The sequence below is a fragment of the Nocardioides sp. genome, from assembly GCF_004803405.1.
Classification (GTDB): Bacteria; Actinomycetota; Actinomycetes; order Propionibacteriales; family Nocardioidaceae; genus Nocardioides; species Nocardioides vastitatis.
Genome location: NZ_SSXI01000131.1, coordinates 1 through 12,632, shown reverse-complemented (window position 1 = coordinate 12,632; position 12,632 = coordinate 1). Strand labels below are relative to the sequence as shown.

At 70.9% G+C, this 12,632-nt stretch carries 11 protein-coding genes and 1 pseudogene; 6 read left to right on the top strand and 6 right to left on the bottom strand.

Annotated elements, in window-relative coordinates; all coding sequences use genetic code 11:
- On the bottom strand, nt 1-222 hold a 222-nt coding region (locus E7Z54_RS09660; RefSeq protein WP_346763538.1), incomplete at its 3' end, for a phosphoenolpyruvate-utilizing N-terminal domain-containing protein.
- A 70-nt stretch (nt 223-292) separates the two neighbouring features.
- Here E7Z54_RS09660 and E7Z54_RS09655 point away from each other — a divergent pair.
- Genes E7Z54_RS09655 through E7Z54_RS09640 form a run of 4 tightly spaced genes read left to right on the top strand, consistent with a single transcriptional unit; the run spans nt 293 to nt 4,498 of the window.
- Nucleotides 293-1,078 carry a DeoR/GlpR family DNA-binding transcription regulator gene (locus tag E7Z54_RS09655; RefSeq protein ID WP_240769602.1) on the top strand — a complete coding sequence of 262 codons (786 nt, stop codon included), beginning with the start codon at nt 293-295 and terminating at the stop codon, nt 1,076-1,078.
- Nucleotides 1,075-2,067, top strand: coding sequence for a 1-phosphofructokinase family hexose kinase (locus tag E7Z54_RS09650; RefSeq protein WP_136433191.1), 993 nt, complete (start codon nt 1,075-1,077; stop codon nt 2,065-2,067). Before E7Z54_RS09655 ends, E7Z54_RS09650 begins: the two co-directional genes overlap by 4 nt.
- The gene (locus E7Z54_RS09645) at nt 2,055-4,190 is read left to right on the top strand and encodes a PTS fructose transporter subunit IIABC (RefSeq protein WP_136433189.1); all 2,136 of its coding nucleotides are present in this window, start codon (nt 2,055-2,057) and stop codon (nt 4,188-4,190) included. The genes E7Z54_RS09650 and E7Z54_RS09645 overlap by 13 nt, the downstream gene beginning before the upstream one ends.
- A gap of 47 nt (nt 4,191-4,237) precedes the next feature.
- Nucleotides 4,238-4,498, top strand: a complete 261-nt coding sequence (locus tag E7Z54_RS09640) for an HPr family phosphocarrier protein (RefSeq protein ID WP_136433188.1) — start codon at nt 4,238-4,240, stop codon at nt 4,496-4,498.
- Nucleotides 4,499-4,533: 35 nt separating this feature from the next.
- Here E7Z54_RS09640 and E7Z54_RS09635 read toward each other — a convergent pair whose 3' ends face one another.
- Together E7Z54_RS09635 and E7Z54_RS09630 are read right to left on the bottom strand one after the other, a co-directional pair.
- The gene (locus E7Z54_RS09635; protein WP_136433186.1) at nt 4,534-5,178 is read right to left on the bottom strand and encodes an acetoacetate decarboxylase family protein; all 645 of its coding nucleotides are present in this window, start codon (nt 5,176-5,178) and stop codon (nt 4,534-4,536) included.
- Nucleotides 5,179-5,307: 129 nt separating this feature from the next.
- Nucleotides 5,308-5,712, bottom strand: a complete 405-nt coding sequence (locus E7Z54_RS09630; protein ID WP_136433184.1) for a type II toxin-antitoxin system PemK/MazF family toxin — start codon at nt 5,710-5,712, stop codon at nt 5,308-5,310.
- Nucleotides 5,713-5,819: 107 nt separating this feature from the next.
- Here E7Z54_RS09630 and E7Z54_RS24385 point away from each other — a divergent pair.
- Nucleotides 5,820-5,969, top strand: a pseudogene (locus E7Z54_RS24385) (IS701 family transposase); the annotation flags it as partial.
- Nucleotides 5,970-6,028: 59 nt separating this feature from the next.
- Here E7Z54_RS24385 and E7Z54_RS09625 read toward each other — a convergent pair.
- Complete coding sequence (locus tag E7Z54_RS09625; RefSeq protein ID WP_206056108.1) at nt 6,029-6,688, bottom strand: TetR/AcrR family transcriptional regulator; 660 nt, start codon at nt 6,686-6,688, stop codon at nt 6,029-6,031.
- 79 nt (nt 6,689-6,767) lie between these two features.
- On the opposite strand from E7Z54_RS09625, the gene E7Z54_RS09620 reads away from it, so the two are divergent.
- Nucleotides 6,768-8,960 carry an MMPL family transporter gene (locus tag E7Z54_RS09620; RefSeq protein ID WP_136433180.1) on the top strand — a complete coding sequence of 731 codons (2,193 nt, stop codon included), beginning with the start codon at nt 6,768-6,770 and terminating at the stop codon, nt 8,958-8,960.
- Between the two features lie 4 nt (nt 8,961-8,964).
- Here E7Z54_RS09620 and E7Z54_RS23110 read toward each other — a convergent pair whose 3' ends face one another.
- A complete protein-coding gene (locus E7Z54_RS23110) occupies nt 8,965-9,141 on the bottom strand; it encodes a DUF6104 family protein (protein ID WP_168798254.1) in 177 nt (58 codons plus the stop codon).
- Between the two features lie 15 nt (nt 9,142-9,156).
- Nucleotides 9,157-12,632 (bottom strand): multifunctional oxoglutarate decarboxylase/oxoglutarate dehydrogenase thiamine pyrophosphate-binding subunit/dihydrolipoyllysine-residue succinyltransferase subunit (locus E7Z54_RS09615; RefSeq protein WP_136433178.1); only part of this gene is annotated, 3,476 nt, incomplete at its 5' end.

The window sequence follows — 12,632 nt, the reverse complement described above, 5'->3', positions numbered from 1 at the left end:
CACGCCCGCGGTGGCGCCGGACGCGGCGGCCGCCTTCTGCCGGAAGCCCTCGGCAACCGCGTCGACCGCGGCGTCGTACGCGGCCAGGGCCGCCTCGGCGTCGGCATGGCCGCCGTCGCCGTACGAGCGAACGGCGTCCTCGGGCACGTCGGCCACGGCCAGCAGAGCTGGACCGAAGGCGACGCCTGAGACCACCGGGGTGCCGTGAATCGTCGTGACCATGCTCACACGCTAGACCGACTCACCCTTGACAAGCAACAGAAACGGGCATAAAACAACATGAACACAGATCGTGAGGGAGGTCACAACGGTGTATGCCGAGGAGCGTCAGCAGGCGATGGCTCGCCAGGTGACGACGCGCGGACGGATGTCGGTTGCCGAGATCGCCCGTGAGTACGACGTCACGACCGAGACCGTCCGCCGCGACCTCAGCGCGCTGGAGCAGCTCGGGCTCGTGCGCCGCGTGCACGGCGGGGCCGTGCCGGCCACGGCGCTGACCTCCTTGGAGCTCGGTCTGGGGGAGCGCGACGCCGCCAACACCGAGGCCAAGGAGCGGATCGCGCGGGCGGCGCTCGACCTGCTGCCGCCTGCGGGCGGGTCGGTTCTCATCGACGCGGGAAGCACAACCGCTCGACTCGCCGCCGCGCTGCCGCGGTCGCACCGGCTGGTGGTCTTCACCCACTCGGTCCCGATCGCCTCCCGGCTCGGCACGAACCCCGCGGTCGAGCTCCACCTCCTCCCCGGCCGGGTCCGTCCGACCACCCAGGCCGCGGTCGGGGCGGCGACCGTCGCCGCAGTCGAGTCGCTGCGGGTGGACGTCGCCTTCGTCGGCGCCAACGGGGTGAGCTCCGGACACGGCCTGTCCACGCCCGACAGCGAGGAGGCCGCGACCAAACGCGCTCTGGTCCGGTCCGGTGAGCGGGTGGTCGCGCTCGTCGACTCGACCAAGATCGGCGTCGACAGCGCGGTGCGGTTCGCCGCCCTCGAAGAGATCGACTTCGTGGTGACCGACGACGCGCTGAGCACGGCGGACCGCAAAGCGCTGGCCGCCGCCGGCGCAGAGGTCGTGGTCGCGTGATCGTCACCGTGACGCCCAACCCCAGCATCGACCGCACCGTCAGCCTGCCGGGCGCGCTGGTCCGCGGCGGCGTGCACCGGGTCACCTCGATCCTCGAGCAGCCCGGCGGCAAGGGCGTGAACATCTCCCGGGCGTGCGTCGCGGCGGAGGTGCCGACGCTCGCGGTCCTCCCGGTGGCTGAGGACGACCCGTTCGTCAGGGACCTCGACGCGCACGGCGTCCCGTGCCTGCCGGTCGCTCCAGCGGGCCCGATGCGGGTCAACCTGACCGTCACCGAGCCGGACGGCACCACGACCAAGCTCAACACCTCCGGCCCGACCTCGACCATCGACGACCTCGAGGCGTTGGCGGCCGCGGTGCTCGCCGGGCCGGCCGGCGACTGGGTCGTGCTGGCCGGCTCGCTCCCGCCAGGGGCTCCGGACGAGTGGTACGCCGAGCTTGTCGCGCGCCTGCTCGCAGCCGGACGCGCCGTCGCCGTCGACACCAGCGAGGCTGCCCTGGTTGCCGTCGTCGACGCGCTGGCCCCCGGCCGTGCGCCGTCCCTCCTCAAGCCGAACGCCGAGGAGCTGGCAGCGGTCGTCGGAGTCGATCCTGTTGCACTCGAGGGCGACGTCATGCAGGTCGCGGCCGCTGCGCGGACGCTCGTGGACCGCGGGGTCGGTGCGGTCCTGGCCACCCTGGGCGGTGCCGGCGCAGTGCTCGTCGACGCGACCGGCGCCTGGCACGCCGTACCTCCGCCCACGCGGGTGGTGAGCACGGTCGGAGCGGGCGACGCCAGCCTCTTCGGCTACCTGCGCGCCGACCTGCAGGGCCGATCGGCTCCCGAGCGGCTCGCGGAGGCGGTCGCCTACGGCAGCGCCGCTGCGAGCCTCCCCGGCACCACCGTGCCGACCCCCACCGACGTCCGGACCGCCGAGGTCCGGATCCGATCGCTCGACGCCGCGTCGAGCGACACCACCACTGAAGGAATCCCGTCATGGCAGAACTGATGACAACCGACCTGGTCAGGCTCGATGCGGACCTCGGCGGCACCAAGAACGACGTGATCGCCGCGCTCGCCGCGGTGGTCGCCGACGCGGGGCGCGCGACCGACGTCGACCAACTGCGCGCCGACCTGCTCGAGCGCGAGGGCAAGTCCGCCACCGGCATGAAGGACGGCATCGCGATCCCGCACTGCCGGTCGGCCTCGGTCACCGAGCCGACGCTGGCCTTCGCGCGGCTGGCTCCTGCGGTCGGCTTCGGGGCCAAGGACGGCGACGCCGACCTGGTGTTCCTGATCGCGGCGCCCGAAGGCGGTGGTGACACCCACCTCCAGATCCTGGCCAAGCTCGCGCGCTCGCTGGTGAAGCCCGAGTTCACCGACGCGCTGCGCGCGGCGGCGACCCCGGCCGAGGTGCTCGCGATCGTCCAGCGTGTGGTCGCGCCGGAGCCGCCTGCCATGGCCGCGGCACCCGCCACAAGCGAGCACTCCGGCGCAGCCGCCTCCACGAGCCCGGCCGCACCCGCCGCTGGTGGGCAGGCCCGGCGCCGGATCGTCGCGGTGACGTCCTGCCCCACCGGGATCGCACACACCTACATGGCCGCCGAGTCGCTCGAGGCCGCAGCGGAGCGGGCCGGGGCCGAGATCGCCGTCGAGCCTCAGGGATCGGCCGGATCGCGGCCGCTGCCCCAGAGCACCATCGACGCGGCCGACGCCGTGATCTTCGCTGCCGACGTGGGTGTCCGGGACCGGGCACGCTTCGCCGGCAAGCCGCTCGTCTCCGCGGGTGTCAAGCGCGCGATCGACGAGCCGGACGTCATGGTCGCCGAAGCGCTCCGCTACGCCGACGCGCCGAACCCGCCGCGCGTCGAAGCTGCCGGCGGCGGTGCCGGAGGCACCGAGGCAGCACTCTCCGGTACGGCGGGCGCAGGGGAGTCGTGGGGGGGTCGCGTGCGGCGCGTGCTGATGACCGGCGTGTCCTACATGATCCCGTTCGTTGCGGCGGGCGGACTGCTGATCGCCCTCGGCTTCCTGCTCGGCGGCTACGACAGCGCCAACGTCGCCGGGGACATCCTCGTCAACCACAGCCTGCTGAACCCGCCGTCCGTGGCCAGCTACGGCCTCGAGCACGCCGCCTTCGACTCGGGCGTGCTGCTGTATCTCGGCGTGCTCCTGTTCGTGATCGGCAAGGCGGCGTTCGCCCTGTTCGTCCCCGCGCTCGCCGGCTACATCGCCTACGCGATCGCCGACCGCCCCGGCATCGCCCCCGGCTTCATCATGGGCGCGCTGGCGACCAACCTGGCCGGCTTCGCCTCGGCGGGAGAAGCGGCCACCCCCGCTCCTCAGACCGGGTTCATCGGCGCGATCGTGGGCGGCGTCCTCGCCGGCCTGCTCGCGCTGTGGGTGTCGCGCTGGCAGGTGCCCAAGTGGGCGCGTGGCCTGATGCCGGTGCTCGTGATCCCACTCGTCAGCAGCGTCATCGCGGGTCTGGTCATGCTCATCCTGCTCGGCCGCCCGATCACCTGGCTGATGGAGCAGCTCAACGACGGGCTCAACAACCTCGACGGCTCCAACGCCGTGATCCTGGGGGCCGTGCTCGGCCTGATGATGGCCTTCGACATGGGTGGACCGCTCAACAAGGTGGCCTACAGCTTCGCGGTCGTGGGCATCGGCGCGGCCGACCTGGCGACCAACGCGCCCGAGCTGCGGATCATGGCCGCGGTGATGCTCGCCGGCATGGTGCCGCCCCTGGCGCTCGCCCTGGCGACCATCGTCCGGCCCGGCCTGTTCAACCCGGCCGAGCGCGAGAACGGCAAGGCCGCCTGGCTGCTGGGCGCGTCGTTCATCACCGAGGGCGCCATCCCGTTCGCTGCGGCAGACCCGCTGCGCGTGATCCCCTCGATCATGCTCGGGAGCGCGGTCACCGGTGGCCTGGCCCAGGCGCTCGACGTGGGCCTGCGGGCCCCGCACGGCGGCATCTTCGTGCTGTTCGCCGTCGACGGGGTGCTCGGGTTCGTGATCGCGCTGGTCGCCGGGGTGCTGGTGGCGGCGGCTTCGGTCGTCGCCCTCAAGTCGCTCGGGCGCCAGCCGGTGGAGGCCGCCGACCTCACCCTCGAGCCCGTCGGCCGCTGACGGGCATCATCAACCCTGACCAGCACTCCCAACGAGAGGTACGCCTGATGCACACCAGGACCGTCGTCGTCGGCTCGGCCGTCGGACTCCACGCGCGGCCCGCCGCGATCATCTCCGAGGTCGCCGGCGACCTCGACTCCGAGGTGCTGATCGGCGTCCCCGGCGACGAGGCCGTGGATGCGAGCTCGGCGCTGCTCATCATGACGCTGGGCGCCGGCAACGGCGACCAGGTCGAGGTCTCGGGCGAGAACGAGGCGGACGTCGAGAAGATCGCGACGCTCGTCGAGCAGGACCTCGACGCCGAGTGAGCCTGCCGGCCGGACGCCTGGGGGCGTCCGGCCGGCTACTCGAAGTGCAGCCGGAACCCGGCCATGCGGAACGAGCCGAGCTGGCGTGCATCCCGCATGAACCCGAGTGGGCCGTCTGCGGCGAACGTCCAGCGGGCCCGGCAGGGCAGGGCCTTGGCGCTGCCGCGCATCACCACGTCGGCGGTCTCCGGATGCTCGGGAATTCCGGGCTGCTCCACCAGGCCCTTGAAGGGCATGCGCGGCGCAGCCCGGGACAGGTCGGTGAAGTGGGCCTCGACGATGGGCCGGCGTTCGACCGTCGCGGTCCAGTCGGTCGAGGTGACCGGTCCCTTGAAGGTGCTCTCCCGGTCGAAGTCGCACAGCTGCTTGGGAATGGCCCACAGCTCGCGGCCGCCTGCCATGGAGGCGGGGGAGTCCACCCAGATGTCGGTGATGGTGACGGCACCCTTCCCCGCGGCGTTCTTCGTCGTGCGCGCCAGCAGCAGCTCGCCGTACGTCAGCGGGCTGGGCTCCTCGTAGCTGACCAGGGCGAGCCCGTACCGGCCGGCGGGGTGGCGCTCGTCGATGTCTCGCCTGAGGCTGAACACCGACAGCCATAGCGAGCCGTGCATCCGCCACGGGGCCGGGGGATAGGGGGTCACGTCTTCTCCGTTCTCCTCGGACGCGAGGTCCTCGGTCACGCGGGTCACACTAGTGCTCCAGCCGTAGATCGTGATCTCGATGGTGAAGGGCGCCGAGGACAGAGGTGGCCTGTGTCGATCATCCGGACGAGATTGACCACGCCATTGGGGCGTCTGTTCGTTCTCTGCCTACCCGAGCCCACCGAGACGGAGGCTGTCCCTTACCTCGCTGAGCTTCGCGGTCGTCGCCGCGGTCGGCTCCTTCGCCTGTCCACCAAGACGGAGGGCATCTTCGATCTCGCTGAGTTTCGCGGAGGACAGGGCGCCTGCTCGCTCGATCAGGTCGTCCCGGGACACGGTGGTCAGCCACGTGCAAGGGATAAAGCCCGGGCGCGGGAACGCGAACCGAAGCACGCCTTCAACGGGCAGTCCTTCCATGGCGCCTACTGCCACTTCGACGCCCAGACCGGTGATGTCAACACCCGCCGGAGCGACGACCTGCATCACCTGGATCCCGGACGCGTCGTCTCCCGACAGCAGCACGACCAGCCGCCGCTCGTCGAACTCCACCCACCAGACCTCGCCACGTTGCACCTGTCCTCCTGACACAGGACGGCAGGCCGACGCCTGCGCGACCCCGACGCACTGTTGGGAGGGGTGCGCCACCGTTGACATCGGTGTGTGAAGACAAACTTCATGCGCTGGCCGCAGTTCACAGCGTAGATCCCGTCCGCTGGCAGGAGGCGTTCGAGGGTCTGATGGGCCGGATAGCGGGACGGCTCCCGCGGGTCGAACCCCGGCGTCGGGTCCGGAAGTTGGTGCTCGGGCTGCTGTCGGACCGGCCGCGACGACAAGCCACTCATGCATGTAGACCACGAACTACGGCTGGAGTACTAGGGCACGCCGCGCGCTACCGATCGCGCCGACGCTCCGCCTCGGGCCCGGTGGCGAGACCCCGCACGGTCATGGCCAGGGTGCGGTCGACCGCCGCCTCCTGCTCGGCTCGTGTGATCCCGCGCAACGGCCCGTCGATCAGGAGCATCGCGAGGCCGTGGACGGCCGCCCAGGGTCCGGCCTCCGCGCCCGGGCGATCCTCCGGTGCCAGGTAGCCCACCTCGACCAGCTGGTCGAGCATCTCGCCGAGCAGCGCGTACGGCGCCCGGCCGGGCAGGTCGGGATCGGACCCCTCCGGGCGGTCCAGGTACCCGGTGAAGCAGGTGCGGAAGATGCCGGGCTCCTCGACGGCGAACTGGATGTAGCCGCGGCCGGTTGAGAGCAGTCGGGCGACGGCGAGGTCGACCGGGTCGCCCTCGCTCGGGACCTGGGAGAGATGGCCTGCCATCGCAGCGGCCATGCCGGTTATCGCGAGGTCCTGGGCCGCGAGGAGCAGGTCGGCCTGGTTGGCGAAGTGGCGGTAGGCGGCGGTGGGGGTTACGCCGACCTCGCGCGCGGCGCCGCGAATGGTGACCGCGTCCGGCCCGCCGCTGGCCGCGAGGCCAGCTGCCGCCCGGGCGAGGGCGTTGCGCAGGTCGCCGTGGTGGTAGCTGCGCCTGGCCGAGGAGTTCGTCACGACATCATGTTGACACCCGTCCACATCCTGTGCCAAGTTAACACCTGCAAAGTTTACGGCGTTCACATTGGAGTGGGACATGTTCGGTTGGATCGGCGTGCTGGTGACGCGGCGGGCACGGTGGGTGCTCGGCTTCGGGATGGTCGCCGTCGTGTTCGCGGCCTACCTCGGGCTGAGCGCCTTCGGGAAGCTGCAGAGCGAGGGGTTCGACGACCCCGAGTCCGAGAGCAGCCGCGCCGCGGTCGTGCTCGCCGAGCACTTCGACGGCTCGGCGGACTACCTCTTCGTCGTCTCCGCCGAGGGCGGCGACGTCGACCGTCCGTCGGCCGTCGCCGCCGGCTGGGCGCTGACGGAGCGGCTTCGCGCCGACGCCCGACTCAGTGAGGTGAGGTCGTACTTCGACTCCCAGGCGCCGCCGATGCGGTCCGCGGACGGCGCCCACGCGCTGATCACGGCGTCCATCGCCCAGGGTGAGGAGGCTGACCCCGCTGCCGTGCTCGACGAGTACGTCGGGGACGACGGGGCGATCACCGTCCAGGTGGGCGGCCGCGAGGCCGTCGGCGAGGAGATCGGCGGCCAGATCGGATCCGACCTCGCCCTCGCGGAGAGCATCGCGATCCCGCTGATCCTGGTGCTGCTGGTCCTCGCGTTCGGCAACGTCGTCGGCGCCCTGGTCACGCTCGGCGTCGGGATGCTGGCGATCCTCGGCACCTTCGCCGAGCTCTCCGTGCTCGGCTCGATGACCGACGTCTCGATCTACGCCGTCAACCTGACCACGGGCCTGGGGCTGGGGCTGGCTGTCGACTACGGACTGCTGATGGTCGCCCGGGTGCGCGAGGAGCGCGCCGCCGGGCGCTCGCACGATGCCGCGGTGCAGCGGGCGGTCGAGACCGCCGGACGGACCATCTTCTTCAGCGCGACGACGGTGGCCGTGGCCCTCGCCGCGCTGCTGGTGTTCCCGATGTACTTCCTGCGGTCCTTCGCCTACGCCGGCATCGGCGTCATGCTGATCACCGCGTTCAGCGCGATCGTGGTGCTTCCCGCCGGGCTCACGCTCCTCGGCGGCCGGATCGATGCGTGGCGGGTCCCGGGGGTCCGCGGCATCCGTGGGGACGAGGCGCCGGCCTGGGCGCGCCTCGCGCGGTTCGTGGCCCGCCGTCCGGTGGTGAGCGCGCTGCCGGTGCTCGCGGGTCTGCTGGTCATGGCGGTGCCGCTCGTCGGCATCGAGTTCGGGACTCCCGACGACCGCGTGCTGCCCACGAGCGCATCGAGCCGACAGGCCGGCGACCTGCTCCGCGAGGAGTTCGCCGGCGACGGAACCACGCCGATCGAGGTGGTGACCACGGATGCCGTCGCCGACGCCGACGTGGCGTCGTACGCCGGGGAGCTGTCGGAGCTGGCCGGCGTCGAGCGGGTCGACACCCGCGTCGGCAGCTTCGTCGACGGCACGCTGGCGGCCGGGCTCCCGGCGACCGTCGCCCCCGGAGACGGGGCCGAGCGGCTGGCGGTCGTGACCGATCTCGATACCCGCTCGATCGCGGCCCGTGACCTGGTGGCGCAGGTGCGGGCCATCCCCGGGCCCGCCGGCACCGAGGCGCTGGTCGGTGGCGCGACTGCGGAGCTGACGGACCAGATGACGGCGATCACCGACCGGCTCCCGCTGGTGCTGGGCTGGCTGGCGCTCAGCACGCTGGTGATCCTCTTCCTCTTCACCGGGAGCGTGGTGCAGCCGGTGCGTGCGCTGGCGCTCAACGCGGTGGGCCTGGCCGCGACCCTCGGCGCGATGGTCTGGGTGTTCCAGGACGGGCACCTGTCGAACGCCCTCGGATTCACCCCGCAGCCGATGGACAGCAGCATGATGGTGCTGCTCTTCTGCGTCGCGTTCGGCCTGTCCATGGACTACGAGGTGTTCGTGCTCGGCAGGATCAAGGAGATGCGTGACGCCGGGCTCGACAACGAGCAGGCGATGATCCGCGGCCTGGCCCACACCGGCCGGATCGTCAGCACGGCCGCAGCCCTGATCGCGATCAGCTTCTTCGCGTTCCTGGTGAGCTCGGTCAGCTTCATCCAGTTCTTCGGGCTCGGGACCGGGCTGGCCATCCTGATCGACGCCACGCTGGTGCGAGGCGTGCTGCTGCCTGCCGGCGTCCGCCTGCTCGGGGAACGGGCATGGTGGGCCCCCCGTCCGCTGCGTGCCCTGCACCGCAGGTTCGGGCTCGCCGAGGCGCCGGCGGCGACCGCAGCGGAGGTCGAGCCGGCGCCCGTGGGCTGAGCGCTCAGTCCTCGGGGTCGTCGAGCCGCGCCAGCCAGGTGGCGAGGCGCTCCACCGGCGTCTCGAACTCGGGATGGGTGTCGACGAACTCCTGGAGCCGGTCAGCGAGCCACGCCAGGGTGACCTCCTCGTCGCCCCGGCGCTGCTCGAGCTCCTCGATCCCGCGATCGGTGAAGTACATCTGGCTCCTCGACCCTCAGCTGAAGGCGCGGGCGATCAGATCCTTCTGCTCCTCCAGGTGCCGCTTGGCGACACCCACGGAGGGCGAGGACGACGCCGACCGGCTGATCCTCTCGACCGGGGTGCTGAGCTGGGGGAACACGGTGAGGCCGTAGTGCGGCCACGGGCCCATGTTCGCCGGCTCGTCCTGCACCCAGCGGACGTGCTTGAGGTTGGGGTACTTCGCGATCTCGGCGCGCAGCTCCTCGAGCGGCTCGGGGTAGAGCTGCTCGATCCGGGCGATTGCGTAGCGGTTGCCGTCCTCGCGCTTGGAGCGCTCCACCATCAGGTCCCAGGTGACCCGGCCCGAGCACAGCAGCAGGGTGTCGACCGTCGCCGGGTCGGCCGTGGTGTCGGGAACCAGCGGCTGGAACATGCCCTGCGTGAAGTCGCTCGGCTGTGAAGCGGCCTCCTTGCGCTTCAGCATCGACTTCGGCGTGAAGATGATCAGCGGCTTGTGGTCACCGCCCAGCGCGTGTCGACGCAGCAGGTGGAAGTGCGAAGCGGGGGTCGACGGCTGCGCCACCACCATGGCCTCGTCGGCGCAGAGCTGGAGGAACCGCTCGATCCGGGCGGAGGAGTGGTCCGGTCCCTGCCCCTCGTAGCCGTGGGGGAGCAGCAGCACGACGCCCGAGTCCTGGCCCCACTTGGTCTTGCCGGCCGAGATGTACTCGTCGATGACCGTCTGGGCGCCGTTGACGAAGTCGCCGAACTGCGCCTCCCAGAGCACCAGGGCCTCCGGTCGCGCCACCGAGTAGCCGTACTCGAAGCCGAGGGCGGCGTACTCCGACAGCAGGCTGTCGTAGATGAAGAACTTCGCCTGGTCGTCGGTCAGGTTCGCCAGCGGGGTCCACTCGTCGGCGTTGACCCGGTCGATGATCGTCGCGAACCGCTGCACGAACGTGCCGCGGCGGGAGTCCTGGCCGGCCAGCCGCACCGGCCGCCCCTCCATGAGCAGCGCACCGAAGGCGAGGACCTCGCCGGTGCCCCAGTCGATCGGACCCTCGGTGATCGCCGCGGCGCGCCGCTGGAGCTGCGGCATCACCTTCGGGTGGACCGTGAAGCCGTCGGGTGGCGTGACGTAGGCGTCGGCGATCCGCTTCAGGACCTCGAACGAGACCGCGGTCTGGGTCTCGCCGGCGGGCTTGTCCGGGTAGTCCGGCACCGTCGTCCACTCCGAGGGCGCGGCCGTAGCCTCCCGCACCTCGGTGAACACCCTCTCCAGCTGCTGCTGGTAGTCCTTGAGGACCTGCTCGGCCTCCTCGATCGTGATGTCGCCACGACCGATCAGGGACTCGGTGTAGAGCTTGCGCACCGAGCGCTTCTGCTCGATCAGGTCGTACATCAGCGGCTGCGTGTACGACGGGTCGTCGCCCTCGTTGTGTCCACGGCGGCGGTAGCAGACGAGGTCGATCACGACGTCGCTGTGGAACGTCTGGCGGTACTCGAACGCCAGGCGCGCGACCCGGATGCACGCCTCGGGGTCGTCGCCGTTGACGTGGAAGATCGGCGCCTGGACCATGCGCGCGACGTCCGTGCAGTACAGCGTGGAGCGGGAGGACCCGGGCGAGGTGGTGAACCCGACCTGGTTGTTGATGACGACGTGGATCGTGCCGCCGGTGCGGTAGCCGCGCAGCTGGGAGAGGTTGAGTGTCTCCGCCACCACGCCCTGGCCCGCGAACGCCGCGTCGCCGTGGAGCAGGAGCGGTAGGACCGGGAACTGCTCGCCCTTGTTGAGCACGTCCTGCTTGGCGCGCGCGATGCCTTCGAGGACCGGGTCGACGGTCTCCAGGTGCGACGGGTTCGCGGCGACGGAGACCTTGATGGTCTCGCCGGTGCCCGCGGAGAACTCGCCCTCGGCGCCGAGGTGGTACTTCACGTCGCCGGACCCCTGCACCGTGCGCGGATCGATGTTGCCCTCGAACTCGCGGAAGATCTGGTTGTAGGACTTGCCGACGATGTTCGCGAGCACGTTGAGCCGACCGCGGTGGGCCATCCCGATCGCGACCTCGTCGAGGCCGGACTGGGCGGCGGCCTCGGCGATCTCGTCGATCACCGGGACGGTGGTCTCGCCGCCCTCGAGGCTGAACCGCTTCTGGCCGACGAACTTGGTCTGCAGGAAGGTCTCGAAGGCCTCCGCCTGGTTGAGCTTGAGCAGGATCCGCAGCTGCTCCTCGCGGGGCGGCTTGGTGTGCGGCTGCTCGACCCGCTCCTGGATCCAGCGGCGCTGCTCGGGATCCATGATGTGCATGTACTCGATGCCGGTGGTGCGGCAGTAGGAGTCGCGCAGGATGCCGAGGATGTGGCGCAGCTTCATGAAGCGACGGTCGCCGCCGCCGAACGAGCCGGTCGGGAACTCGCGGTCCAGGTCCCACAGGGTGAGGCCGTGCGACTCGATCCGCAGGTCGGGATGGCTGCGCTGCTTGTACTCCAGCGGGTCGGTGTCGGCCATCAGGTGGCCACGCACGCGGTAGGCGTGGATCAGCTCGAGGATCCTGGCCTGCTTGTCGATCTCGTCGTCGTGGGACGTCGCGATGTCGTTGTTCCAGCGGATCGGCTCGTAGGGGATCCGCAGCGCGCTGAAGATCTCGTCGAAGAAGCCGTCCTCGCCGAGCAGGTAGCGGTGCACCTGCCGCAGGAACTCACCCGACTGCGCACCCTGGATCACGCGGTGGTCGTACGTCGAGGTCATCGTCATGATCCGGGAGATCGCGTTGCGGGCGATGGTCTCCTCGGACGCGCCCTGGAACTCCGGCGGGAAGTCCATCGAGCCGACGCCGATGATCGCCGCCTGGCCCTGCATCAGGCGGGGGACCGAGTTGTTGGTGCCGAGGCCGCCGACGTTCGTCAGGCTGACGGTCGTGCCGGAGTAGTCCTCCATCGTCAGCTTGTTGTTCTTCGCCTTGCGGACGATCTCCTCGTAGGCGGTCCAGAACTGTGCGAAGTCCATCGACTCGCACGCCTTGATCGAGGGCGCCACCAGCTGGCGGGTCCCGTCGGGCTTCTGCTGGTCGATCGCGAGGCCGAGGTTGATGTGCGCCGGGGTGACCATCGTCGGCTTGCCGTCGATCTCGGCGTAGGTGTTGTTCATCTCCGGCAGCGCCTTGATCGCCTTCACGATCGCGTAGCCGATGATGTGCGTGAAGGAGACCTTGCCGCCGCGGGCGCGCTTGAGGTGGCTGTTGATGACGATGCGGTTGTCCCACAGCAGCTTCACCGGGATGTTGCGCACGGACGTCGCCGTCGGCACCGACAGCGAGATGTCCATGTTCTTGGCCGTCGCTGCGGGAATGCCGCGAAGCACGGTGACGGTCGGCTCGTCCTTGGCCGCCACGGGCGCGGGCCGCGGCGCGTCCTTCGGCAGCGGCTTCGGGGTGTCCGGCTTCGGCGGGCTCGGCGTAATCGCCGAGGCAGGGCTGACCTGCGGGGCGGGGGTCGCGCGCGGGGTGGGCG

Coding starts and splice junctions, on each gene's coding strand:
- E7Z54_RS09620 (WP_136433180.1), top strand. CDS start 6,768: ATGTTCGGTTGGATCGGCGTGCTGGTGACGCGGCGGGCACGGTGGGTG.
- E7Z54_RS09640 (WP_136433188.1), top strand. CDS start 4,238: ATGCACACCAGGACCGTCGTCGTCGGCTCGGCCGTCGGACTCCACGCG.
- E7Z54_RS09645 (WP_136433189.1), top strand. CDS start 2,055: ATGGCAGAACTGATGACAACCGACCTGGTCAGGCTCGATGCGGACCTC.
- E7Z54_RS23110 (WP_168798254.1), bottom strand. CDS start 9,141: ATGTACTTCACCGATCGCGGGATCGAGGAGCTCGAGCAGCGCCGGGGC.